The 24,302-nt window shown below is 73.4% G+C and carries 21 protein-coding genes; 7 read left to right on the top strand and 14 right to left on the bottom strand.

The window, feature by feature from the left end; genetic code table 11:
* Positions 1 to 68: 68 nt before the first annotated feature.
* On the top strand, positions 69 to 1,499 hold the full coding sequence (locus OG519_RS13300) for a trehalose-6-phosphate synthase (protein WP_405582878.1): 1,431 nt from the start codon (positions 69 to 71) through the stop codon (positions 1,497 to 1,499).
* Positions 1,500 to 1,576: 77 nt separating this feature from the next.
* On the opposite strand, the gene otsB is transcribed toward OG519_RS13300, so the two are convergent.
* From otsB to OG519_RS13315, 3 genes are all read right to left on the bottom strand, one after another.
* On the bottom strand, positions 1,577 to 2,425 hold the full coding sequence (gene otsB / locus OG519_RS13305) for a trehalose-phosphatase (protein ID WP_405582880.1): 849 nt from the start codon (positions 2,423 to 2,425) through the stop codon (positions 1,577 to 1,579).
* 144 nt (positions 2,426 to 2,569) lie between these two features.
* Positions 2,570 to 2,866 carry a DUF3263 domain-containing protein gene (locus OG519_RS13310; RefSeq protein ID WP_405582882.1) on the bottom strand — a complete coding sequence of 99 codons (297 nt, stop codon included), beginning with the start codon at positions 2,864 to 2,866 and terminating at the stop codon, positions 2,570 to 2,572.
* An 82-nt stretch (positions 2,867 to 2,948) separates the two neighbouring features.
* On the bottom strand, positions 2,949 to 4,187 hold the full coding sequence (locus tag OG519_RS13315; protein WP_405582884.1) for an extracellular solute-binding protein: 1,239 nt from the start codon (positions 4,185 to 4,187) through the stop codon (positions 2,949 to 2,951).
* A gap of 286 nt (positions 4,188 to 4,473) precedes the next feature.
* Between OG519_RS13315 and OG519_RS13320 the strand changes: the two genes are divergently transcribed.
* From OG519_RS13320 to OG519_RS13330, 3 genes are all read left to right on the top strand, one after another.
* Positions 4,474 to 5,406, top strand: a complete 933-nt coding sequence (locus OG519_RS13320; RefSeq protein ID WP_405582886.1) for an ROK family protein — start codon at positions 4,474 to 4,476, stop codon at positions 5,404 to 5,406.
* On the top strand, positions 5,406 to 6,593 hold the full coding sequence (nagA, locus tag OG519_RS13325; protein WP_405582888.1) for an N-acetylglucosamine-6-phosphate deacetylase: 1,188 nt from the start codon (positions 5,406 to 5,408) through the stop codon (positions 6,591 to 6,593). The genes OG519_RS13320 and nagA overlap by 1 nt, the downstream gene beginning before the upstream one ends.
* A 300-nt stretch (positions 6,594 to 6,893) precedes the next feature.
* On the top strand, positions 6,894 to 7,832 hold the full coding sequence (locus tag OG519_RS13330) for a 1-phosphofructokinase family hexose kinase (protein WP_405582890.1): 939 nt from the start codon (positions 6,894 to 6,896) through the stop codon (positions 7,830 to 7,832).
* Positions 7,833 to 7,958: 126 nt separating this feature from the next.
* On the opposite strand, the gene OG519_RS13335 is transcribed toward OG519_RS13330, so the two are convergent.
* Positions 7,959 to 8,960, bottom strand: a complete 1,002-nt coding sequence (locus OG519_RS13335; protein WP_405582892.1) for a carbohydrate-binding protein — start codon at positions 8,958 to 8,960, stop codon at positions 7,959 to 7,961.
* Positions 8,961 to 9,137: 177 nt separating this feature from the next.
* Here OG519_RS13335 and OG519_RS13340 point away from each other — a divergent pair, with 177 nt between their 5' ends.
* Positions 9,138 to 10,103 carry an SAM-dependent methyltransferase gene (locus OG519_RS13340; protein WP_405592702.1) on the top strand — a complete coding sequence of 322 codons (966 nt, stop codon included), beginning with the start codon at positions 9,138 to 9,140 and terminating at the stop codon, positions 10,101 to 10,103.
* 153 nt (positions 10,104 to 10,256) lie between these two features.
* Here the strand turns inward: OG519_RS13340 and OG519_RS13345 are convergent, their stop codons facing one another.
* On the bottom strand, positions 10,257 to 11,231 hold the full coding sequence (locus OG519_RS13345; RefSeq protein WP_405582894.1) for an NAD-dependent epimerase/dehydratase family protein: 975 nt from the start codon (positions 11,229 to 11,231) through the stop codon (positions 10,257 to 10,259).
* A 157-nt stretch (positions 11,232 to 11,388) separates the two neighbouring features.
* On the opposite strand from OG519_RS13345, the gene OG519_RS13350 reads away from it, so the two are divergent.
* Entirely contained in the window at positions 11,389 to 12,531 is a 1,143-nt protein-coding gene (locus OG519_RS13350) for an NADH-quinone oxidoreductase subunit D (protein ID WP_405582896.1), read from the top strand.
* A gap of 107 nt (positions 12,532 to 12,638) precedes the next feature.
* On the opposite strand, the gene OG519_RS13355 is transcribed toward OG519_RS13350, so the two are convergent.
* From OG519_RS13355 to OG519_RS13370, 4 genes are all read right to left on the bottom strand, one after another.
* Positions 12,639 to 13,679 (bottom strand): hypothetical protein, encoded by a 1,041-nt coding sequence (locus OG519_RS13355; protein WP_405582897.1) that lies wholly within the window; start codon positions 13,677 to 13,679, stop codon positions 12,639 to 12,641.
* A 178-nt stretch (positions 13,680 to 13,857) separates the two neighbouring features.
* Positions 13,858 to 14,844 (bottom strand): ABC transporter substrate-binding protein, encoded by a 987-nt coding sequence (locus tag OG519_RS13360; RefSeq protein WP_405582899.1) that lies wholly within the window; start codon positions 14,842 to 14,844, stop codon positions 13,858 to 13,860.
* Positions 14,841 to 15,545 carry an ABC transporter permease gene (locus OG519_RS13365; RefSeq protein ID WP_405582901.1) on the bottom strand — a complete coding sequence of 235 codons (705 nt, stop codon included), beginning with the start codon at positions 15,543 to 15,545 and terminating at the stop codon, positions 14,841 to 14,843. The genes OG519_RS13360 and OG519_RS13365 overlap by 4 nt, the downstream gene beginning before the upstream one ends.
* Positions 15,542 to 16,318, bottom strand: coding sequence for an ABC transporter permease (locus OG519_RS13370; RefSeq protein WP_405582903.1), 777 nt, complete (start codon positions 16,316 to 16,318; stop codon positions 15,542 to 15,544). Before OG519_RS13370 ends, OG519_RS13365 begins: the two co-directional genes overlap by 4 nt.
* A gap of 267 nt (positions 16,319 to 16,585) precedes the next feature.
* Between OG519_RS13370 and OG519_RS13375 the strand changes: the two genes are divergently transcribed.
* On the top strand, positions 16,586 to 17,764 hold the full coding sequence (locus tag OG519_RS13375; RefSeq protein ID WP_405582905.1) for an ABC transporter ATP-binding protein: 1,179 nt from the start codon (positions 16,586 to 16,588) through the stop codon (positions 17,762 to 17,764).
* On the opposite strand, the gene OG519_RS13380 is transcribed toward OG519_RS13375, so the two are convergent.
* From OG519_RS13380 to OG519_RS13400, 5 genes are all read right to left on the bottom strand, one after another.
* Positions 17,761 to 20,835, bottom strand: a complete 3,075-nt coding sequence (locus OG519_RS13380; RefSeq protein ID WP_405582907.1) for a helix-turn-helix transcriptional regulator — start codon at positions 20,833 to 20,835, stop codon at positions 17,761 to 17,763. The two genes, OG519_RS13375 and OG519_RS13380, sit on opposite strands and share 4 nt — an antisense overlap.
* Before the next feature lie 88 nt (positions 20,836 to 20,923).
* Positions 20,924 to 22,216 carry an MDR family MFS transporter gene (locus OG519_RS13385; RefSeq protein WP_405582909.1) on the bottom strand — a complete coding sequence of 431 codons (1,293 nt, stop codon included), beginning with the start codon at positions 22,214 to 22,216 and terminating at the stop codon, positions 20,924 to 20,926.
* A 217-nt stretch (positions 22,217 to 22,433) separates the two neighbouring features.
* On the bottom strand, positions 22,434 to 22,925 hold the full coding sequence (locus tag OG519_RS13390; RefSeq protein ID WP_405582911.1) for a rhodanese-like domain-containing protein: 492 nt from the start codon (positions 22,923 to 22,925) through the stop codon (positions 22,434 to 22,436).
* Complete coding sequence (locus OG519_RS13395; RefSeq protein WP_405582913.1) at positions 22,925 to 23,494, bottom strand: cysteine dioxygenase; 570 nt, start codon at positions 23,492 to 23,494, stop codon at positions 22,925 to 22,927. Before OG519_RS13395 ends, OG519_RS13390 begins: the two co-directional genes overlap by 1 nt.
* A gap of 291 nt (positions 23,495 to 23,785) precedes the next feature.
* Positions 23,786 to 24,298, bottom strand: a complete 513-nt coding sequence (locus tag OG519_RS13400; RefSeq protein ID WP_405582915.1) for a DUF3180 domain-containing protein — start codon at positions 24,296 to 24,298, stop codon at positions 23,786 to 23,788.
* Between the last annotated feature and the right edge of the window lie 4 nt (positions 24,299 to 24,302).

A 24,302-nucleotide genomic window follows, 5' to 3' on the forward strand; every position in this document is an offset into this window, starting at 1 on the left:
GCTCGCCGCGGTCCCGCCGCGGCCGCCGGGGACGTTTGAGACGGGCCCTGTCTGGCTAGGCTCGCGGCATGGTCGGAACCCAGCACGCTGCCCGGATTCTGGTCGCCTCCAATCGCGGCCCCGTCTCGTACGCCCTCGGCGACGACGGCGAGCTGACCAGCCGCCGCGGCGGGGGCGGCCTGGTGTCGGGGCTGAGCGCGATCGGCCCGGACGCCGAGGCGGTGTGGGTGTGCGCGGCGCTCTCCGACGGCGACAGGGAGGCCGTACGGCGGGGTGTCGGCGAGGACGGCGTCCGGATGATCGCGGTCGAGCGGCCGGTCTTCGAGGCGGCGTACAACGGGATCGCCAACTCGGTGCTGTGGTTCGTGCACCACCTGCTCTACCAGACGCCGCTCGAGCCGGTCTTCGACGAGGACTTCCGCGGCCAGTGGGCGTCCTACCAGGCGTACAACGCGGCCTTCGCGGACGCGCTCGCCCAGGAGGCGGACCGGGGCGCGGCGGTCGTGGTGCAGGACTACCACCTGTCGCTGGTGCCGGCGATGCTCCGGGAGCGCCGCCCCGACCTGCGGATCGGCCACTTCACCCACACCCCGTGGGCGCCGCCGGACTACTTCCGGCTGCTGCCGGACGACGTGGCCGAGGAGGTGCTCGGCGGCATCCTCGGCGCCGACCGGGCCGGCTTCCTCACCCGCAGGTGGGCGGACGCCTTCGCGGCGTGCTGCCAGACGCTGCTGGGCGCCACCGTCACCACCACGCCCGCCGGGCCCGAGGTCACCTGGCGCGGCCGCACCACCCGGCTCGGGGTGCACGGGCTCGGGGCCGACGGCGACTTCCTGCGGGAGCGGGCGCACCGGCCGGACGTGGCCGAGCGGATCACCGCGCTGCGGGCGGAGACCGGGGCGGGCCGCAAGCTGATCGTCCGGGTGGACCGGACCGAGCTCTCCAAGAACATCGTCCGCGGCCTGCTCGCCTACCGGCAGCTCCTCACCGACCGCCCCGAGTGGCGTGAACGCGTCGTGCACGTGGCCTTCGCCTACCCCTCCCGCCAGGACCTGCCGCTCTACCGCGACTACACCGCCGAGGTGGCCCGCCTCGCCGCGGCGATCAACGAGGAGTACGGCACGCCCGGCTGGGATCCGGTGCTGCTGAAGGTGGACGACGACTTCGCCCGCTCGCTCGCGGCCTACCGCCTCGCCGACGTGGCCCTCGTCAACCCCATCCGCGACGGTATGAACCTGGTCGCCAAGGAGGTCCCGGTCGTCTCCGACCACGGCGTCGCCCTCGTCCTGTCCCGGGAGGCCGGCGCCCACGCGGAACTCGGCGACGACGCGATCAGCGTCAACCCCTACGACATCCGCGCCACCGCCGCGGCCCTGCACACAGCGCTCACCCTCCCCGACGCCGACCGCGCGGCCCGCACCAAACGCCTCGCCGACGCGTCCACCGCGCTGCCGCCGTCCCGCTGGTTCCTGGAACAGCTGCGGGAGCTCCAGGGGTGAGCCGGTGCGGAACCCCGCGGCGACCGCCTCGCTGACGGGGGCTCAGCCGCTCGGCTGAGTCTGAGCCCCCCTGTTGTTCAGTCCAGCGCGTCGGCGAGGGCGTTGAGGACGCTCACCACGCCCTCCGGGCCCGGCACGCTCAGATCCGCCTGGTCGAGGAGGTCTGGGGGCGTCTCGGCGGCGCCCGCGCTGGCCACCAGGAGGCCGGGCAGGCCCTCTTCGCGGAGCGCCACGACGGCGGCGAAGGCGGCGAGGTCGCCCAGGTCGTCACCGGCGTAGAGAACGGATCCGGCCTTCGTCTCGCGCAGATACGCGGCGAGGGCCACGCCCTTGTCCATGCCGGGGGGCCGCAACTCCAGGACGTAGCGGCCGGGTTCGATCATCAGGCCGTGGGCGTCGGCGAGTTCGGTCAGCGGGCCGCGCAGGGCCTCGAAAGCGGCGTCCGGGTCCTCGGTGCGGCGGGTGTGGACGGCGACCGCCCGGCCGCCCTTGTCCTCGATCCAGGTGCCGTGCCAGGCGCCGATCCGGTCGAGGTGGCCCGGGAGTTCGGCCCGCACCGCGGTGACTCCGGGGTGGGCGCCGGGAGCGCGGACCTCGCCGCTGTGCGCGTCCCAGCGCTCGGCGCCGTAGTGGCCGAGGACCACGAGGTGGTCCAGGCCGGGGACGCCGGCGAAGCCGCCGTAGCGGACCGCGACGCCCGCCGGACGGCCGGTGACGACGATGATCGAGGCCACCTTCGGCGCGAGCCGGGCCAGCGCGGGGACCGCGCCGGGGTGCGCCCTGGCCTGCTCGGGGTCGGGCACGATGGGTGCGAGGGTGCCGTCGAAGTCGAGGGCGACCACGGCCCGTTCGGGCCGCGCGAGCAGCGCCGCGAGCCCTTCCTTTCCCTCGGGCGTGCGGGGCGTGAGGATGTCGGCGGAGGCCATGGGGCCGACCCTACCCGGGTGGGGCGGACGCATGCGCGGCGAACGCCCGCGAATGATCCGTCCGGGCTCGGCCGATCCGGCGGGGCGATCCTGAGCGGCCCGATCCTGAGCGGCCCGATCCGGGGTCCTGCCGGCCGGTACGGCTCAGCGCTCGTCGCGCAGCCGCTGCCGCTCCCTGCGCAGCCGGTTGACGGCCCCCGGGGCGTACCGCAGGGCCCGGGGGTCGTCCAGCAGGGCGTTGAGCAACTGGAAGTAGGCGGTGGGCGAGATGCCGAGCCGCTCGCGGATCGCCCGCTCGCGGGGTCCAGGCCCGGTGAAGGTGCGGCCGGCGATGTCGAGCACCGCGCGGTCCCGCGCCGAGAGCCCCGCGGGCTCGGCGGCATCGGCAGGCTCGGCAGCATCGGCAGGCTCGGCGCGCTCGTCGGTATTGGACGGCTCCACCGGCTCGCGCCCCCTCACCTGGACCGCCCGGACGACCGGGAACCCTGAACGGCCGGCCGCGAGCGGGCCGGCCGGACCTACGTTACGACCCCGGCTGCGCCCTGGTGCTCTTGGCGTCCAGCGTCATCGCCTGGTTCTGGAGGGCGGACAGGACCGTCTTGGGGTCGGATGTCATCGTCTGGCCGATGGACTTCTTCACCGCGTCGCTGACCGGCCCCCACGAGGTCTTGTCGACCGGGTAGAAGACCGCGTCGGGCAGCAGCTTGAGGAACGGCCAGAGATCCGCGTCCTTCTTGTTGACCTGCATCGCCTGCGAGGCGCTGGTGGTCACCGGCAGCAGGCCGTACTCGTCGAGGAACCTGACCGCGTTCTGCTGCTCGTACACGTACTGGAGGAACTTGCCGTCGGCGTCCCTGTTGCCGTTCTGCTTGAACGCCATCATCCAGTCGGCGACGCCGAGCGTGTCGGTGCTCAGGCCCGTCTCGCCCGGCAGATTGACCGCCTTGACGTCGATGTGGGCGGCCTTCGCCTGGGTGAGCAGCGAGGGGTGGCCCATGACCATGCCGGCCTTTCCGGCCAGGAAGTCGTCGAAGATGTCGCGGCGGTTGGTCTTGGCCGGCGGGGTGGACTGGATCAGGCCCTTGTCGACCAGGTTCTTCTTGACCCAGGTGAGCGCCTCGACGTTGGCGTTGGAGTCGAAGGTGTAGTTGCCGGCCGTGTCGGTGTAGCCGCCGGACGAGCCGAGCATCCACAGCAGCGCCTCGGCCTGCGCCTCCTCGGTGCCCAACGGCAGCCCGTACGGCACCGGTACGCCGTCGTTCTTGAGCTTCTTGGCGTCGGCGGCGATGTCGTCCCAGGTCTCCGGCGCCTTGGTGATCCCCGCGGCGGTGAAGAGCTTCTGGTTGTAGAAGAACATCCGGGAGCTGGAGACCCACGGTATGCCGTACTGGACGCGGTTCACCGAACCGGCCGTCGCCAGCGAGGGGATGAAGTCCGCCTGCTCGCTGATGGTGAAGAGGTCGTCCGCGCTGTAGAGCTGGTTCTGCGCCGCGTAGGCCGCGTAGGAGCCGATCTGGGCGATGTCGGGCGCCTTGCCCTGCGCGACCAGTTGGGCGACCTTGTCGTCGACCACGTCCCAGCTCAGCACCTGCACGTCGACCTTGATGTGCGGGTTCTTCTGCTCGAAGGCGCTCACCAGGTCGTTCCAGTACGTGGTGGAGCTGTTCCCGGTCTTGGGGTCACCGTAGTCCGCGGCGATCATGTGCAGGGTGACGTCTCCGCTGAGCGGATTGCTTGTGCCGCACGCGCTGAGCGTGCTCATTGCCATGACCGACGTGACGCCGAGCGCCGCCAGCCCGAGTAGTCGCCGCTGCACCGTTCCTACCGCCCTTTGAAGTACCGGCGTACTGCGTTGCGTACTGCCAGAAGCACTGTCTACGGAAGCGCCGAGTCTTCCTCATATCTTTAGCCAAGGTCTACACCATGAGTGATCTCACTTCGACATCGGCCTCCGCTCAGGGACCCGTTGATTCCGAATTGCGGATGCTGATCGATCTTCACAGGCGAGTGGACTAGACCTTTAGGCGGGCGGCCGGGACACTGTCCCCGTGAGACATGTCATCGCCCTTGATGTCGGCGGAACCGGGATGAAAGCCGCCCTGATCTCCGCGGACGGCACGCTGCTGCACGAGGCGCGCCGCCCCACCGGCCGGGAACGCGGACCCCACGCGGTGATCGCGGCGATCCTCGACTTCGCCGCCGAGCTGCGCGAACACGGCCTCGCCGCCTACGGCGAGGCGCCCGCCGCGGCCGGACTCGCGGTCCCCGGCATCGTCGACGAGGTGGCCGGGATCGCCGTGTACGCGGCCAACCTCCGCTGGAAGGACGTCCCGTTGCGGGCGCTGCTCGCCGAGCGTCTGGGCGGCGTGCCGGTGGCGCTGGGACACGACGTACGGACCGGTGGGCTGGCCGAGGGCCGGATCGGCGCGGGCAACGGCGCCGACCGCTTCCTCTTCGTCCCGCTGGGCACCGGCATCGCCGGCGCCATCGGCATCGAGGGCCGGATCGAGGCGGGCGCGCACGGATACGCGGGCGAGATCGGCCACATCGTGGTCAGGCCCGGGGGCCGGGAGTGCGGCTGCGGGGCGGCCGGCTGTCTGGAGGCGTACGCGTCGGCCGCCGCGGTCGCCCGCACCTGGGCGGCGGAGAGCGGCGACCCCGAGGCGGACGCGGCCGACTGCGCGCGGGCCGTCGAAGCCGGGGACCGGCGGGCGGCAGCCGTCTGGGGCGAGGCGATCGACGCGCTCGCCGACGGCCTGGTCACCGGTCTCACCCTGCTCGACCCCCGGGTGCTCATCATCGGCGGCGGGCTCGCCGAGGCGGGGGACACCCTCTTCGGCCCGCTCCGCGCGGCCGTCGAGGCCCGGCTGACCTTCCAGAAGCTTCCGCTCATCGTCCCCGCCGCGCTCGGGGACACCGCCGGCTGCCTGGGCGCGGGCCTGCTCGCCTGGGATCTGATCTCCGTGGAGGTAACCGCCTGATGGCCCCGGTAACAACGACCCAGCCGACGCCGCCGACCCGGCCGACCCAGCGCACGGTGCTGGCCGGTGCCCGGGTGGTGCTGCCGTCAGGTGTGGTGGAGGGCGGCCGGCTGACCGTCGACGGCGGCACGATCGCCGCCAACGAGCAGGCGGAGCATGTCACCCTGGACCTGGCGGGGCGGGGGTACACGATCGTGCCCGGCTTCGTGGACCTGCACAACCACGGCGGCGGCGGCGCGTCCTTCACCTCGGGCACCGCGCAGGACATCCTCACCGGCGTACGCACCCACCGCGAGCACGGCACCACCACGCTGGTCGCCTCCACGGTCACCAACGACCTCGGCGTTCTCGCCCGGCAGGCCGCCGTCCTGTCCGAACTCGTCGAACAGGGCGACCTGGCGGGCATCCACTACGAGGGCCCGTTCATCTCGCCGTGCCGCAAGGGCGCGCACGACGAGGGACTGCTGCGCGACCCGGACCCCGCCGAGGTCCGCAAGCTGGTCGAGGCGGGCCGCGGCGCCGCGAAGATGGTCACACTGGCCACCGAACTCCCCGGCGGCATCGAGTCGGTACGGCTGCTCGCCGACCTCGGCGTGATCGCCGCCATCGGGCACACCGACGCGACCTACGACCAGACCCGCGCGGCCATCGACGCGGGCGCGACAGTGGCGACGCACCTCTTCAACGCGATGCCGCCGCTCCAGCACCGGGAGCCGGGCCCGATCGTGGCGCTGCTGGAGGACGAGCGGGTCACCGTCGAGCTGATCAACGACGGTACGCACCTGCACCCCGCGGTGCTCGAACTCGCCTTCGCCAGCGCGGGTGCGGGGCGGGTCGCCTTCATCACCGACGCGATGGACGCGGCCGGCTTCGGCGACGGCCTCTACCAACTCGGCCCGATGCAGGTCGAGGTGGTCGACGGAGTGGCCCGGCTGGTCGAGGGCGGCTCGATCGCCGGCTCGACGCTCACCCTGGACACCGCCTTCAAGCGGGGCGTCACCCTGGACAGACTCCCGCTCGCCGACGCCGTGCTCGCGACCTCCACCAACCCGGCCCGGCTGCTGGGCCTGTCGGACCGGATCGGCACGCTGGAGCCGGGCAAGGACGCGGATCTCGTCGTACTGGACGAGGGGTACGAGGTGGTCGGTGTGATGCGGAAGGGTGAGTGGGTGGTCCGGCCGGCCTGAGGGGGCCTGCGGGGCTTCTCGCCAGGCCCCGGGCCGCCCCGGGCCCGCCCGGGGAGTGCGGGAGGCGGCCCGGCGGCCGTACGGGGCCCTGCGGGGCTCTGTCGGTCCCGGCGGTCTCGGTCGGGCGGGCCTTGGGCGCGGTGGCCGGACCCGCGACGGTACGGCGGCCCTGACGCCCGCTCAGCGGCGCGGGCCGCCGCCCCGGTTCGGGGGCGGATTTTCGGGGGCGACCCGGATTTCGGGGGCGCCCCGAGGGGCCGGGGGGTGGGCCGGGCGGCCGGCGTTTGCCATGATCAACGGGTGATCATCACCGTCACGCTGAACACCGCGCTCGATGTGACCTACCGGGTCGCCTCGCTGCGTCCGCACACCACCCACCGGGTCCTCGACACCGCCGAACGGCCCGGCGGCAAGGGGGTCAACGTCGCCCGGGTGCTGTCCGCGCTGGGCCACCGCACGGTCGTGACCGGTTTCGCCGGCGGGCCGACCGGCGACGAGGTACGGCGGCTGCTGGCCGCCGCGTCGCCCGGCGGGCTGCTCACCGACGCGCTGGTCCCGACGGCGGGGACCACCCGCCGCACGGTCGGCGTGGTGGACACCGGCACCGGCGACACCACGATGTTCAACGAGCCGGGGCCCACGGTCGGCCCGGCCGAGTGGGACGCTTTCCTCGGCGTCTACCGCGCGTTGCTGGCCGCGCCGGACGCCGCCGCCGTCGCGCTGTGCGGCAGCCTGCCGCCGGGGCTGCCGGTCGGCACGTACGCGGAACTGGTCAGGGAGGCGCGGGCGGCGGGCGTCTTCGTGCTGCTCGACACGAGCGGGGAGCCGTTGCGGCGCGGGGTGGCCGCGCGGCCCGATCTCATCAAGCCCAACGCCGACGAGCTCGCCGGTCTCACCGGCTTCGCCGAACCGGCCCGCGCGGCGCGGGACGCCCGGCGGCGCGGTGCGCGGGCGGTGGCGGCGTCGCTGGGGCCCGAGGGGATGCTTGCGGTGACCCCGGACGGTACGTGGCAGGCGCGCCCGCCCGCCGCGCTCACCGGCAACCCCGCCGGAGCGGGCGACTCGGCCGTCGCGGGCCTCCTCTCCGCCCTCACCGAGGGTTTGCCCTGGCCGCACGCCCTGACCCGGGCGGTGGCTCTTTCGGCGGCGACGATTCTTGCCCCCACGGCGGGGGAGTTCGATCCCACCACGTACGCCAAACTCCTCCCCACCCTCCACGCCACCCCCCTCCCACCCTGACCCCCGGGGGAGGCCGCCCCTCCTGCCCTCAAACGCCGGGCGGGCTGAAAAGCAGGGGTTCGGCGTTGGGGTTCGCCGACGGTGCCCCCGCGGCCGGCCTTGGCCACCCCCACCCCCGGAGGGCCCCTACTTGGTGACCTGGCCGTCCTTCAGCCAGAGTTGGTCGAGGTTGACGCCGCAATTGGTGTTGGGCATGCAGGTCAGCGCCAGCACGTTCGCGCCCTTTTTCAGGTCCACCCAGGAATACGTGAGATTGCTCCACGCCTTGGACCAGTCGGTATAACGAGGGCTACCGTAATTCTTCAGGTTGACCGCGTCACTGCGCGGCTTCCCGTTGATCGACAAGCTGAGGTTGGCGTCGTCACCGGCGTTCCCGTAGCTGATGAAAAACGTGTAGGGGCCGTCCTTCGGCACCGTGACGGTCCACGCCACCGACGCGCCGGCCTGGCCCATGTGGTCCACGTAGGTGCCGCCCGCCGCGTCGGCGCCCGGCCACTGGTTGCTCTTCGCCGCCCCGCCGGACAGCGCCAGCGTCGCCGCGTCCACCTTCTGCGAGTCGAAGGGGGTCGGCTCGGCCGAGGAGGGCGTGGGCGCCGTGCTCGGCGCCGAGCTGGCCGCGGGGGCACCGGTCGGCTGGTCGCCGAGCTTCTTCTTGTCGTCGCCCGAGCCATTGGTCATCGCGAAGGCGATGCCGATCGCGACGGCGGCCACCACCGCGACCGCGCCGATCAGCAGGCCCTTGCGGTTGGGGGCGTCAGGACCGCCGTTGCCCTGCCGACCTCTGCGCCCACCGGGCGGCGGGGTGTCGTACGGCTGCTGTGGCGCGCCGTACTGCTGCTGCTGCCCCTGGTCGTATCCGTACTGCTGCTGGCCCTGCGGCTGCTGCTGCGGCGGATAACCGTACCCGCCCGGCTGCTGCTGGGGCTGCTGCTGCGGGTAGCCGTAACCGCCCTGCGGCTGCTGCGGGCTGCGGCGCTCGCCGACCCGCTGCACCTGGTTGTAGGAGGTGCGGGGCACCCGGGGCTGCTGGGCGTCCGGCTCGGGCTGCTGCTGCGCACCGCCGTCGGACCGGTACAGATACCCGAACGGGTCGTCGTTCTCCGGGGTGCCGTCGTGTCCGGCGGTCATGAGCTGTCCAACTCCCTACGTACTTCCGATGCCGAAACCCTACCGGCCCCGGGAGACACACCGCTCGTCCCCTTGGACGCGCGGGCAGGTCAGGAAGGTTCCCCTGTGACGGGATCCACCCGCATCTCACGTACGGTCAACGCCGTGGACGATGAGTGGCTGCCCTGGCGTACGGCGATGGAGCGCGCGCTCTACGGCCCCGACGGCTTCTTCGTGACGCACCGTCCCGCCGACCACTTCCGCACCTCCGTGCACGCCTCGCCGCTCTTCGCCGCGGCCGTCGCCGCGCTGCTGGGCCGCGTCGACACCGCCCTCGGCCACCCCGCCGAGCTGGCCTTCGTCGACATGGCGGCCGGCCGGGCCGAGCTCTGCGGGGCGCTCCCGCGCCACCTGCCGCCCTCGCTCGCCGCCCGGGTCCGGCTCTACGCGGTGGAGCGCGCGCCGCGCCCACCGGACCTCGATCCGAGGATCACCTGGACCGCGACACCCCCGGCCGGCGTCCGCGGGCTGCTCTTCGCCAACGAATGGCTCGACAACGTCCCCGTCGCGGTGGCCGAGGCGGATCCCGCCGGCACACCGCGGCTGGTCGAGGTCCGCGCCGCGGACGGCGCCGAGCGGCTGGGCGCGGCGGTGGAAGGGCCCGACCTGGCGTGGCTCAGCCGCTGGTGGCCGCCGGCCGGGCCCTGCGGGCGCGCCGAGATCGGCCGGAGCAGGTCCGAGGCGTGGGCGGAGGCGGTGGGCGGCCTCGCCGGGGGCCTCGCGGTCGCCGTCGACTACGGGCACCGCGCCGCGGACCGGCCCCCGTACGGGACGCTGACCGGTTACCGGGCCGGCCGCCAGGTGCCGCCGGTCCCCGACGGCACGTGTGATCTCACCGCTCACGTGGCGATGGACGCGCTGCCGGGCACCCTGACGACCCAGCGGGACGCGCTGCGCGCCCTGGGGCTGCACGCCGGCCGGCCGCCGCTGGCCCTGGCGTCCAGCGATCCCGCCGCCTACGTACGCGCCCTCGCCGCCGCTTCCCAGGCCGCCGAACTGATCGCCCCCGGCGGCCTCGGCGACTTCCTCTGGCTGACCACGCCGATCGACCCGCCCTGCGCCAACCTCCTCACCCCGCCGCCCGCCACTGACGCCGCCCCCTGAGGGTTAGCCCACCGCCCGAGGCCGACACGCCCCACGGCGGTCCGCCCACCTTAGAAGGCCAACGCGCCCCGGCAGGTCCGCCCGCCGCCCGAGGCCGACTCGGCCCCAGAGATCCGCGCGCCCCAGAGGCCCGACTCACCCCCGGAGGTCCGCTCACCCCGTGAGGCCGGCCAGGACCTCGCGCTCCACCTCGGGGTCGAGCCCCGGGCTCGGCCGGTCGGCGCGGCGCGGCGCCTCCCCGCCGATCGACCGCAGCCACGCCCAGGTGTCGGCGACCGTCTCCGCCGCCGGCCGGCACCGCAGACCCGCGCGGAGCGCCTTGCCGACGTCGACGCCGTGGATCCCGTCGTGCTCCTTGCCCGGCGGCACCCACACCGGCAGCTCCGTCCACGGCGCTATCCCGGCCGCCTCGATCACCGCCGGCTCGGCCCAGCGCAGCCGCGCCGGGGAACCGGTGACCCGCACGCACTCCGCGAGCAGCTCGCCCATGGTGGTGTGGCCCGGCTCGCTGACCACGTTGTACGGGCCGGCGAGCCCGGCGGCCAGACCGTCCAGCGTGAATGCCGCCAGGTCCCGCGCGTCCACGAACTGCAAGGGGTTGTCGCGGGGGCCGGGAGCGAGCACGTCACCGCCGCGGGCGATCCGGTTCAGCCACCAGGGCAGCCGGCCGATGTTCTCGTGCGGCCCCAGGATCAGTCCCGGCCTGACCAGCAGCCCGCGGTCGCCGAAGGCGTCGAGCACGGCCAGTTCCGAGGCCCGCTTGACCGCCGAGTAGTCGTCGCCCTCGCCGTCGACCACGGGCGCGTCCTCGTCCGCGCCGAGCGGCGCCGGATACACGTACACCGACACGGTCGACACATAGGCGTACGCCCCCACCCGCCCCTTGAGCAGCCGGGTCGCCGTTCGGACCGCGTCCGGCTTCGCCGACCAGGTGTCGACCACCGCGTCCCAGCGCCCCTCGGCGAGGGCGGCCAGATCGCCCTCCCGGTCGCCGACGAGCCGCGCCACGCCGTCCGGCGCCGGGTGCCGCCCCCGGTTGAACACGCTCACCTCCCAGCCCCGTGCGACCGCGGCCTCGACCACGGCGTGCCCGACGAATTCCGTCCCGCCCAGTACCAGTAGCTTCATCCCTCCACCCTGTCCGCCCGCGCCCGCCGGCAGAACCCCTGCTCGCCGAGAGCGGATTCCGCCCACGGCGGAGCCCCCCGGCCGATGGGCCGGGTCACCGCCGGGCAACTTGCGGTGGGCCGACCGGGCCGGGCGGCGACCTGAGAGGATGGGGGGCATGACGGAGACCACGATCGGGGTGGGCGGGGCGGCCGAGAGCACCGACATGGTGCTGAACATCGGACCGCAGCACCCTTCGACACACGGTGTGCTGCGGCTGCGCCTGGTGCTCGACGGGGAGCGGATCCAGCGGGCGGAGCCGATCGTCGGCTATATGCACCGGGGTGCGGAGAAGCTCTTCGAGGCGCGCGACTACCGGCAGATCGTGATGCTGGCCAACCGGCACGACTGGCTGTCGGCGTTCTCCAACGAGCTGGGCGTGGTGATGGGTGTCGAGCGGATGCTCGGCATGGAGGTGCCGGCCCGGGCGGTGTGGACCCGGACCCTGCTCGCCGAGCTGAACCGGGTGCTGAACCACCTGATGTTCCTCGGCTCCTATCCGCTGGAGCTGGGCGGGATCACCCCGATCTTCTACGCGTTCACCGAACGCGAGGAGTTGCAGCGGGTGATGGAGGAGGTCTCCGGCGGCCGGATGCACTACATGTTCAACCGGGTCGGCGGCCTCAAGGAGGACCTGCCCGCGGGCTGGGCGGCGCGCGTCCGCGCGGCGGTGGCCGGGGTGCGGTCCCGGATGGGCCGCTTCGACGACCTGGTGGTGGGCAACGAGATCTTCCGCGCCCGTACCCGCGGCGTGGGCGTGCTGAGCCGCGCGGATGTGCACGCGTACGGCGTCAGCGGCCCGATCGCGCGGGCCTCCGGGGTGGACTTCGATCTGCGGCGCGACGAACCGTATCTGGCCTACGGCGAGTTGCGGGACACCCTGAAGGTGGTGACCCGCACCGAGGGCGACTGCCTGGCCCGGTTCGAGGTGCTGCTCGGCCAGACGCACAACGCGCTGGACCTGGCGGACGCCTGCCTGGACCGACTGGCCGAGCTGCCGCCGGGACCGATCAACCAGCGGCTGCCCAAGGTGCTCAAGGCCCCGGAGGGGCACACCTACGCCTGGACCGAGAACCCGCTCGGCCTCAACGGCTACTACCTGGTCTCCAAGGGCGAGAAGACGCCGTACCGGCTCAAGCTGCGCTCGGCGTCGTTCAACAACATCCAGGCGCTGGCGGTGCTGCTGCCGGGCCAACTGGTCGCCGACATGGTGGCGATCCTGGGCTCGATGTTCTTCGTGGTGGGAGACGTTGATAAGTAGGGGCCAAGTAGGGCCAAGTAGGTGATGAGCAGGGCCAAGTAGCCGCTAAGTAGGGGCTACACACCGGCCGCGCAGGGCCGGGCGGGAAGCGCCCGGCCCTGCGGGCGTTACGCCTGGGCGCGCAGCCCGGACATGTCGAGCTGTTCCGTGTCGTCGTGAGCGGTCAGGTCGATGATCTCGGACCCGTTGTCGTCCACCTGGGTGTGCTCCCCGGCGGCGTCGGCGGCGCCCCCGCCGTTCCCGCCGTCCGCACCGTCGGCGCCGTCGTCGAGGGAATCGCCCGCCTCCCCGCCTCCCGGCGTCTTCAGCGTGCCGAAGAAGTCGAAGCCGCCGACCGCCCGGTGCGCCGGCGTGCCCGGCGCGGCCGACCGCGGCGGCTGGGCGTACGGCAGTACGGCCGCCGCGACCGCCGGCACGAGCCGGTGCTCGCGCATCGGCAGGCCGGCCGGCGAGGTGGCCGGGCCGCCCCCGCCCGAGGTGCCCGCGTCCCCTTCCGGGGCGGACGCCGCGTGCTTGCCCTGCGGCTCGTCGGGCGCCGCGACATCACGCCGCCGCGCTTCCTCGACGGTCGCCTGGGCCTGCTGGGTGGCCACGTTGCGCGACAGGTGCTGCAACGCCTGGTCGGCCTTGAGGAAGGCCGCGGGGCCGACCGGCGACGGGGCGCCGGCCAGGGCGAGTTGCCGCCCGCCGGAGCCGCCTTCCGCCTGGAGCCTGCGGCGCGCCTCAAGCGCCCTGGCCCGCTCGCTCTCCGCCGTGGCGTACCGCCGCAGCAGATCGGCGTGTTCGGTGCGCAGCCCGGCGAGTTCGGCCCGCTTGCCGCGCAGCTTCCGCTCCAGCTTCCCGCGCAGCTCGCGGGACTCCTCCAGATCGGTCTCCAGCTCGGCGACCCGTTCGTCGGTGCGCCACTCGTCCCGTTCGCGGAGCGTTTCCAGCTCGGCGACCTCGCGGCCGGCCGACCGGTCCCAGGTACGGGCGAGGCCCGCGCCGGCGATCGCGGTCAGCGCGGTGGCGAGCGTGATCACCCGGAGGGCACTCGTATCACCGGCGAACAACGAGGCGGCGGCGAGTGCTACGGCGCAGCCCGCCACGGTGAGTGGCGGCAGCATCCGGTGCAGCGGCTGCGAATGGCGGTGACGTCCACGGGGCATGGCCAGAAATTTAGCGTGCGCGGCGGGTCCGTGGGGGGCCGGGGTCGGAAAATTCGGGGGGTTTGGCCCGTCGATTCCGCCGGAAGCACGGAGGGCATTCATCGCGCCACCTTGCGTTCACCCCGGCCGGGCGGAAATGACGGCCGCGTGGCCGGGGTGAACTCCCCCTGGACCGCCACTACTTGGCCAGCCCTTTCGCCTTCAGGTAGTCCGCCGCGACATCGGCGGGCTTGAGCCGCTCGCCGTCCACCTTCTCGTTGAGTTCGGTGAGATCGGCCGTGGTCAGCACCTGGGTCAGCTTGTTCAGCGCGGCGGCGACCACCGGGGCACCCGCGTCCTTGGCATTGACCACCGGCAGCACGTTGTCGGCGTTCTGCAGGTGCTTGTCGTCGGTGAGCAGCACCAGGCCGTACTGGCCGAGGGTGGCGTCCGTGGTGGTGGTGAGCACCAGTTGGTCGGTGCCGTCCTTGACCGCCTGCTTGGACTGGGGAGTTCCGACGCCCTTGGGGTCGATTCCGGTGATGTCGATGCCGTAGGCCGACTTCAGGCCGGGTGCGCAGAAGGGCCGGTCGGGGCATTCGTCGCCGGCCGCCAATTTGATCTTGAGCTTGGCCGCGCCGAGATCGGAAAGGGTCTTCAGGTGGTGCTTGGCGGCGAAGTCCGCGGTGACCGCGAAGGCGTTCTGGTCGACGGCCCGGCCGGCCGGCAGCACCGTGAGTCCGCGCGGTCCGGCGAGCGTCGTCAGGGCGGCCACGGTGGCGTTCACATCGCCGGAGGCGACCGGCTTCTTGGTGGCCGCGGCGGCGCCGTTCACCTTGGTGTTGAGGAACTCGGCGAGGGTCGCGGCGTATTCGGGCACCACGTCGATCTGCCCCTTCTCCAGGGCGGGTTCGTAGAGTTCGCGGTTTTGCAGGGTCCGCACCGAGGTGTGGTAGCCGGCGTCCGCGAGCAGCTTGGCGTAGAGCTCGGCGAGCACGGTGCTCTCGGTGAAGCCGGCCGAGCCGATCACCAGGCTGCCCTTGCCGCCGCCGGTGGCGGCGGACGGACCGGCCGAGGAGTCGCCCGAGCCCTTCTGCTCCAGGCTCTTGCCGCCGCAGGCCGCCACGCCCGTCAGCAGCAGGGCGGCGGCGACGGCCGTACCGGCGACGCGCAGGCGTCCGTTCATGGGTTCAGCACTCCAGACAGGGGGGTCGCGCCGGGCCGACTGCGCCGGCGCATGGGGTCGAGGACCCGTTGCAGGGCCAGGAAGACCCCTTCTACGAGCAGCGCGAGGCCGGCCACCAGCACCGCGCCCGCCACCACCTGGGCGGTGATCTGCCGGTTGAAGCCCGCGGTGATGATCCGGCCGAGGCCGCCGAAGCCCGCCATGGCGGCGAGGGTGGCGGTGGCCACCACCTGGACGGCGGCGGACCTGACACCGGTCCAGATCAGCGGGAAGGCGAGCGGCAGCTCGATCCGGAAGAGGAGCTGACCGCCGGTCATGCCCATCCCCCGGGCCGCCTCCACCACATCGCGGTCGGCCTCGCGCATGCCGACGTAGGCGTTGGTGACCAGCGGCGGCACCGCGAAGAGCACCAGCGAGACGATCACCGGCCAGTCGCTGCCGGAGCCGATCGCGATCAGCAGCAGGGTCAGCACGGCGAAGGTCGGCACCGCGCGGCCGATGTTGGAGATGTTGACCGCGAGCGCGCCGCCCTTGCCGTAATGGCCGAGCAGTACGGCCGGCGGCAGCGCGATCAGCAGCGCGATGCCGAGCGAGACACCGCTGAAGTAGAGGTGTTCGGAGAGCCGGTGCGGCACGCCGTCCGCGCCGTGCCAGTTGGCCCGGGTGGTGAGCCAGTCCCAGGCTCCGCCGATCGCGTTCACGCCGCGGCCACCCCCTCCGTCGTGTCGTCGCGCTTGCCGTCCCGCCCGCCGTCGCGGCCGCCCGCGCCGGGGGCCGCCCCGGCGGCCGGGCGGCGGGGCCCGCCGCGGCCGCGGTGGGTCCACGGGGTGATGAGCCACTGCACACCGAGCAGCAGGGCGTCGGCGGCGAGCGCGATCACCACGCACAGCACCGAGGCGGCGAGCACCTGCGCCTTGAAGTTGCTGGAGATCCCGGCGACCAGCAGATTGCCGAGGCCGCCGTAGTCGATGATCGCGCCGACCGTGGTGAGCGCGACCGTGGAGACGGTGGCGATCCGCAGCCCGGCCATCAGCGCGGGCAGCGCCAGCGGGAGTTCCACCGTGAGGAGCTGCCGCAGCGGTCCGTATCCCATCGCGCGGGCCGCCTCCCGTACGTCCTCGGGCACGGCGGCGAGGCCGGCCAGGATGTTGCGGACGAGGATGGTCAGCGAGTACAGGACGAGACCGGTGACCACCAGCGACGGTGAGATGCCGAAGAAGGGCAGCAGCAGCGAGAACATCGCCAGCGACGGCACGGTGTAGAGGACGGTGGTCACCGCGAGCACCGGTCCCGCCAGCGGCCGCCAGCGGCGGGCCGTGAGGGCCAGCGGAAAGGCGACGAGCAGACCGATGGCCACGGACACCGCGGTGAGCCAGATGTGCTGGACCGTGGCGTCCGTGAGTTCCTGACGGTACGTGCGGAGATAAGCCCCGCATATCCAGTCGTTCGCCACCATGCAGTTCCGCGATGCCATGCGGGTCCACCTCCTTCGTCGTGCTCCGCAGTGCTTCTGTCGTGCTTCTATCGCGCTTCTGTCGTGCTCCCGCTGTGCTCCCGTCGTGCTCCGTAAAGCCCGGGGTCTGCCGCGAACGATCTCCGGCGAGCCTATAGCCGGGAAATGCGGATCGGGCTTTCCGCCATACAGCCGCAACATTGCTGCCATATTCGGACGCCAGGGTTGCGGTGAGTACCGTGAGTACGGCAGCCCCCGCGGATCGTTCCGCTCGATCGTTGAGGACCCATGATCCGTTTCGAGCACGTCAGTAAGCGCTACCCCGACGGCACCACCGCGGTGGACGACCTGTCGTTCGAGGTCAAAGCGGGGGAACTGGTCACGCTTGTCGGGCCGTCAGGATGCGGCAAGACCACCACCATGAAGATGGTGAACCGGCTGATCGAGCCGACCGGGGGCCGTGTTTATCTCGATGGCCAGGACATAGCCGGTATCGAACCGGTAAAGCTGCGGCGGCGGATCGGCTATGTGATCCAGCAGGTGGGGCTGTTCCCGCACAAGACGATTCTGGAGAACACCGCGACCGTCCCGGCGCTGCTCGGCTGGAAAAAAGCGGAGGCCAGGCAACGGGCGGCCGAACTGCTGGAGTTGGTCGGTCTCGACCCCGGGACATTCGGCTCCCGCTATCCGGACCAGCTCTCCGGCGGCCAGCAGCAGCGGGTCGGTGTGGCCCGCGCGCTCGCCGCCGACCCGCCGGTGCTGCTGATGGACGAGCCGTTCGGCGCGGTGGACCCCGTGGTGCGGGAGCGGTTGCAGAACGAGTTCCTCGACCTCCAGGAACGCCTCGGCAAGACGGTGCTCTTCGTCACCCACGACATCGAGGAGGCGGTACGGCTCGGCGACCGTATCGCGGTCTACGGCGCCGGTCGCATCGAACAGTTCGACACCCCGGCCACGGTGCTCGGCGCCCCCGCGACGCCCTACGTGGCCGGGTTCGTCGGCTCCGACCGGGGGTTGAAGCGGCTCTCGGTGACCGCGATCGAGCCGTCCGACCTGGCGCGGCCGGTGACGCTCGGCCCGGCCGACCCGGCGCCGTCGGCCGGCGCCCGGCTGCGGGCGGCGGCGGCCGACTGGGCGGTGGTCCTGGACGCGGACGGCGCGCTGCACGGCTGGGTGACGGCCGACGAGCTGGCGGCCTCGACCGGGACCGTAGGCGACCACGTACGGCCGGTGGCGGCGCGGGCTTGGGTCGGCTCGTCGCTGAAGGACGCCCTGGCGGCGATGTTGCAGGACGACGCGGGCTGGATCCCCGTGATGGAGGGCCCCCGCTTCGCCGGTGTCCTCACCCCGGCCCGGCTCCACACCGCGCTGCGACGATCCGTCAACACGGCCGCCGCCGACTCCCTGCCGGTCGCCCCCGCGTCGGCGACGTCGGCGAGCGAGGCCGCCGGCCGGTCGACGTCCTAGAGCGGCGGCTTGGGGGGTGCGGGGGGCCAGCCGAGGCGGTGGGCGAGGGCGACGGCCTCGCCGCGGCTGGTGACGGCCAGCTTGGCGAGGATGTGGGAGACGTGCACACTCACCGTCTTGGGTGAGATGAAGAGTTCCTCGCCGATCCCCCGGTTGCTGTCGCCCCGGGCCAGCAGCCGCAGCACGTCCAGCTCGCGCGCGGTCAGGCCGAAGGCGTCGGCGCTGTCGGCCGCCGCTGACGGGTCGGGGACCGGCTCGGCCGGGGCGGCCGAGGCCGCCGGGCCGGCCTTCGCGGTGGCGGGCGTGAGGTCGATCCGGGCCCGGCCCGCCAGCAGCGCGATGTCGTCCATCAGCAGACACGCGCCGAGCCCGTCGGCCACCGCGTACGCCTGGCCGAGCAGCCGCGCGGCCAGCGGCCGCTCCTCGCGGGAGGGAAGCAGCGCGGCGGCCCAGTTGCGGCGGACGAGGGCCAGTTCGTAGGGACGTTCCACCGCCGCGAAGGCGTCGGCGGCCCGCGCCCAGTGCCCGGGGGTCGCCGTGCCCTCGGCCCGGTGCAGTTCGGCCCGCAGCAGCAGGTCGTAGGCGCGCCTGACCGGCACGAGGAGCCGCAGCCGCCCGGCGTGCTCCCGGATGGTGGCGAGGACCGCGGCGCGGCCGGGTTCGAGTTCGGGGACGCCGCGGCTGTCCGCCTCGACCGCGGCCATGGTGCAGAGCAGCGGCAGGGCGTACCGCTCGGTGCCCGGCGGGAAGCCGGCCGCCACGATGGCGGCGAACTCCGCCCGCGCCTCGGCGAACCGGCCTTCCTTGGCGGCGATGCGGATCGCCATCTCCGCTGGGGAGATGAGCAGTTGCGGCTGCGGATCATGGGTGCCGAGGTGCTCGCGGGCGAGCGCCAACTGGCGGCCCGACTCGGCGAGGTCGCCGCGGGCCAGGGCCATCTGCGCGCGCCTGGCGCTCACCAGGCCGCGGGCCTTGCGGGACCTGGCGACCCGCTCGGCCTCGTCCAGGACCCGCTCCGACTCCGCCCACTCGCCCAGCCAGAACAGCGAGAGCGACAGGTTGCACCCCACCCATGCCTCGCTGTTGGCCAGGCCCCGGGCCCGGCAGGTCCTGACGCCCTCCTCGGCCGCGGCGACGGCCTCGCGGGAGCGGCCCATCCCTTCCAGAACCGACGGCAGGATGATGCTCACCCGGCCGAGGACGCCGACCGCGCCCAGCTCCGCCGCCCGCCGGCGCACTCCGTAGAGCTCGGCGCGGCTCTCCTCGATGCCGCCGATGTCGGCGGTGAGCCAGCCGCGGACCAGCCGGGCGTGCAGCTCGGTGTACTCCGCCTTCACCTGCCGGGCGTAGTCCACCGCGCGCTCGGCGCTGGCCAGGCTGTCCGGCCCCGGCTCGTGGCGCGCTCCCCAGGCGGCGAGGCCGGCCAGCACCTCGGCGTGGAAGGCCGACGGCGGCTGGTCGCGGACCAGCTCGTGGGCGCGGTCCAGCTCCCGCCGTCCGTCGCCGAGCGCCAGGTCCTGGGCGAGCTGGGAGCGCTGGGCCCAGAACCACGCCTCGCGCAGCGGATCCCCCTGCGCCCGCGCGCCCGCCGTGCCCTCCCTGGCGATGGTGAGGGCCCGCTCCTGATCGCCGCTCCACCGCGCGGCCACCGCCGCCTCGGCCACCAGATCGAGATAGCCGAGGACGGTGGCGGCGCCCGTACCGTCCCCCGACGGGTAGACCTCCGCGCCGTCCGGTGGCCGCAGCCGGGACAGGACATCGGGCGGCACCACGTCCCACAGCTCCATCGCCCGCTCCAGCATCCGCAGTTGCTCGGCGTAGGCATGCCGGCGCCGGGCCTCCACCGACGCCCGCAGGCTGACCACGAGCGCCTTCTCCGCGTCGCGGGCGGCGTACCAGTAGCCGGCCAGCCGCGCGGTCCGTTCGTCGGCCCGGACCGAGGACGGGTCGGCCTCAAGGGACTCGGCGTAGCGCCGGTTGAGCCGGGAGCGTTCACCGGGGAGGAGTTCACCCGCGACGGCCTCGCGCACCAGCGAGTGGCGGAAGCGGTAGCCGAGACCGTCGGGGGTGGGCTGGAGCAGCCGGACGTCCACCGCGGCCCGCAGCGCCTCGATCAGGTCGTCCTCCGGCAGCCGCGCCACCGCGAGCAGCAGCGGGTATTCGACGTTGCTGCCGCCCTCCGCGACGACCCGGGTGATCTGCTGCACCTCCTCGGGCAGCGAGTGCAGCCTGGCGAGCAGCAGTCCGCGCATCGACTCGCTGAGGTAGGCCCGCGAGCCGGCCGCGTAGGCGCGGACCAGCTCCTCGACGAAGAAGGCGTTGCCGTCGGAGCGCTCGAAGATCCGGTCGAGGTCGGCCGGGTCGGGCGCGGCGGCGAGGATCCCGGTCACCTGGCGCGTCACCTCGGCCCGGGTGAAGCGCGGCAGGTCGATCCGCTGGACGGCGCGCAGCCGGTCGAGCTCGGCGAGCAGCGGACGCAACGGGTGCCTGCGGTGGAGGTCGTCGGAGCGGTAGGTCGCGACGAGCAGCAGCCGGCCGCGCCGCAGCGACCGGACGACGTAGGCCAGCATGGCCCGGGTGGAGGCATCCGCCCAGTGCAGGTCCTCAAGGACGACGACCACCGTGCGGTCGGCCGCCAGCCGCTCCAGCAGATCGACGGTGAGGTCGAAGAGCCGCGCCGTCCCGTCGGCCAGGTCGGAGCCGCGGGGCGGGGTCCTGCCCAGCTCCGGCAGGATGCTGGCCAGCTCGTCCCGCACGCCCTCGGCGAGGGCGGCCTCCTCGTCGGCGGACTGTCCGAGCAGTGACCGCAGCACCGCGGAGATTGCCGCGAACGGCAGCCCGTCCGCGCCGATCTCGATGCACTCCCCCACCGCCACCAGCACGCCGTGCCCGCGGGCCGTGGCGACGAACTCCTCGAGCAGGCGGGTCTTGCCCACCCCGGCCTCGCCGCTGACCAGCACCTTCTGCGGTTCACCCGCTGCGCTCCGGTCGAGGGCGGCCCGCAGTACGGCGAGGTCGGCGCTTCGGCCGACGAACGCGGGACTGACGGGGACGTGCTCAGCGATGGTCATCAGTGGTCATTATCGTATAGCGGCCGAAACCAGGATGACTCGCCCGAACGTACCGTCGTCAGCCGGCGTCAGCCTGCGGCGCCCGTCTTCAGCCGGCGGCGGCCTCCGCGGACAGCTCCTCCGCCCCGGACCGGTCTCCCGGCCGGGGTGCTGACGGCGGCGTCGGCGCCCGGCGCTTGGCGGGCAGGATCAGGAGGAACGCCACCGCCGCCACCGTGCCGAGTACGGCGCAGCCGCCCCACAGCGGCGCGGACCCGCCGTGGTCGAGGATCAGACCGCCGGCCAGCGGGGCGAGGCAGGTCGCGGCCGAGGTGCCGAAGCCGAACACGCCCTGGTAGCGGCCCCTGGCGTGATCGGGCGCCAGCTCGGCGACGACCGCGGCGGACGCGGGGGCGTACACCGTCTCGCCCACGGTCCACACCACCACGGTGGCCGCGTAGACCAGCGTGGCCGACCCCGCGAAGGCCGTCAGGCCGAAGCCGCCGCCGATCAGCAGCGCGCCGAGGGCCAGCGACCGGCCGGGGTCGCGCCCCTTGACCAGCCGGGTGACCGGGATCTGGAGCACCACGATGAGCAGCCCGTTGAGGCCGATGACGAGGCCGTACTCGTGCGATCCCAGGCCGTGGTCCGACATGACCAGCGGCAGCGAGGTGCCGCCCTGGAAGAAGACCAGCCAGAGCGCGAAGGCGAGCGCCGTCAGCGCCATGAAGCGCCCGTCCCGCAGCACCCGGGTGGCGGCCACGGCCGGGGCGGACGGCCGGTCCGCCGCCGTCGGGGACGCTTTCCCGGCGGCCGGACGGGTCTCGGCCAGCTTGACCCGCATGAGCACCGCGCAGGCCAGCGTGGTGGCGGCGTCGCCGACGAAGAGCCAGATGTATCCCTGCTGGGCGATGAAGCCGGCCACCACCGCGGAGAGGCCGAACCCGATGTTGATCGCCCAGTAGTTGACGGCGAAGGCCCGCAGCCGGTCGGCCGGCGGCATCAGGTCCGAGATCATCGCGGAGACCGCGGGCCGGGACACGGCCGCGGCCACCCCGACGGCGAGGACCAGCGCGGCGATCGCCGCCGCCTGGGTCACCAGACCGAGGGCCGCGGTGGCCGCCGCGGTGGCCACCTGGGCCCAGACCATCGTGGACCGGCGGCCGACCCGGTCGGTGAGTTCGCCGCCGAGCAGCACCCCGGCGGCCGAGCCGACCCCGTACAGGGACAGCACCAGGCCGGCTTCGGTGGCCGAGTAGCCGCGCCGCACCGTGAGGTAGAGGGTCAGGAAGGGGAAGACGAAGGTGCCGAGCCGGTTGACCAGTGTGCTCGACCAGAGCCACCAGAATCCCGCCGGGAATCCCCGCAGTGTGCCGCCGATGGCGCGTGGCACGGTGGGCATGGCATGCGCCTCCTCCCTGATTGTCGCGCTCTGTCCGGTGTGCCAAGGCTGCGTGCCCTGGTACCGGAGGCGCATCGGGAAGGTGGCTTATCTTCCGGGCGGCGGACTCGTGCGTCGCCCGGGATGCCTAAGACGGCTCAGGCGGCTCAGGCCCCTCAGGCTGCTCAGGCTGCTCAGGCGGCTGAAGGCGGCTGCGGCTGGGGAGTGCCTGACGCGGCTACGCCGGCTGGACGTGCGCGGACCCGGCGGCGGTCGCCGCTATGTGGGGGGTCGGCGCTGTCGGGGTGCCGGTCGGCGGCGCTATGGGGAGGCCGGCCGCGCGCCAGGCCTGGAAGCCGCCGGTGAGGTCGGTGGCGTGGTGGAGGCCGAGGGCGTGCAGCGAGACGGCGGCCAGCGAGGAGGCGTAGCCCTCGTTGCAGACGACGATCAGCTCGAGGTCGTGGCCGACCGCCTGGGGAACCCGGTGGGGGCTGCTGGGGTCCAGCCGCCATTCGAGTTCGTTGCGCTCGACGATGACCGCGCCCGGGATGGTGCCGTCGCGGTCGCGCAGCGAGCCGTAGCGGATGTCGACCAGCAGGGCGCCGTGCCGGGCGGCCTCGGCGGCCTCGGCGGGGGTGAGGCGGGTCAGCCGCTCGCGTATGGAGGCGAGGTACTCGTCGACGGTCGGCTGGGCCGGCGGCGGCCCGGGGAGGGGGGCGGTGGCCGGCATCACCACTCCTCGGGGCGCTCGACGAGTTCGAGCCGCAGGGTGCTGCCCTTGCGGCTGTAGCGGCGGATCAGCGGCAGCGGCGGGTAGTAGGCGTGCACGGAGACCGCGTGACCGGTCTGCGAGCGGTTCTCGACCTGGTGGACGTGGTTGCGGCCGAAGGCGCGGCCCGCGCCCTCGGGCAGGACGCGGTGGCGGTCGAGTCCCTCGGCGAGTTCCAGGGAGCGCCAGCCCTCGGTGGGCAGCGGCACCGACAGGGACCGCTCGGTGAGTTCGCCCGCGGCGGTGACGAAGACGCCGTACGAGCCGCCGTGGTCGTGCCAGCCGGTCTCGGCGCCGGGTGGCCAGCCGATCAGCCAGGCCTCGGCGCCGCCGGGTCCTTCGAGTCTGACCCAGGTACGGCCCTCGGGATCGAGCGGGAGGTCACCGACGAGGGCGGCGTCGGCGGCCACCTTGCGGGCGAAGTCGAGCAGATCGGCCGCGGTGGGGGCGGTGGCGGAAGAGGGGGCGGTCGCTGCGGGGGCGGCGGCAGCAGCGGTGGAGCGTGCGGTACGCGGAGCTGAGATCGTCATGGGAACCACCCTGAGGAGGGTCGCGTCGGCGCTCGGCTGATGCGGTGCGATCCAGCGGGACCCGGTGTGATCCGAGGTGACCCGGTGGAGTTCAGCTGATCGGTGCGAGCGGACGCGAAGGTGAATGGCGGACCGGAGCGCGCGTCAGCGCGCGGCGGTACACACGCAGCCGGCGTACCGGACCAGGTCCAGATGGACCCTCCGATGCAGACGCAGGCCGATACCCTTCACGTGAAGGACTGAATCACGCCACCTGGCCGGCGGTCAAGCCGGGGCACAGCTTGCCCCAGGTCAGCGGCGGTGCTGCTGGTGCTGATGTGGCCGCTGTTGTCCCGGCTGCGGAGTGTCGTCGTCGTCGGGGAGCTTGCAGACCCGCTCCAGGAAGAGCGCCGCCGCGATGACGGCGAAGGCGGTGAGCACCGCGAGAGCCGCGTAGATCGCCTGCTGCCGCCGGGGATCCTGGTCCAGCTTCGAGGCGATCAGAAAGACGCACGTACCGCCGTAGAGCCCGGCGACCAGGGCGGCCACCAGCGCGCTCGCCTGCCCGAAGACCACCGAGCGGGCGGCGGCCAGCGGGTCCACCCCCTTGGCGCCCGGCTGGCGTTCGCGCTGGGCGCGCAAGCGGGAGCGCAGCGACAGGGCGGTGGCGAAGAGCGCGACCGCGATCAGCGCCAGCACGATCGGCGCGGCCACCGGCACCCCCGGCAGCGTCCCGAAGGTGTCCCACAGGCGGGCCCCCGACCACGAGAGCAGCATCGCGATCGCGAAGACCCCCGCCAGTGTCCTGATCCGCAGCGTCTTCACCGAG

Source organism: Streptomyces sp. NBC_01190 (assembly GCF_045039895.1).
Classification (GTDB): Bacteria; Actinomycetota; Actinomycetes; order Streptomycetales; family Streptomycetaceae; genus Actinacidiphila.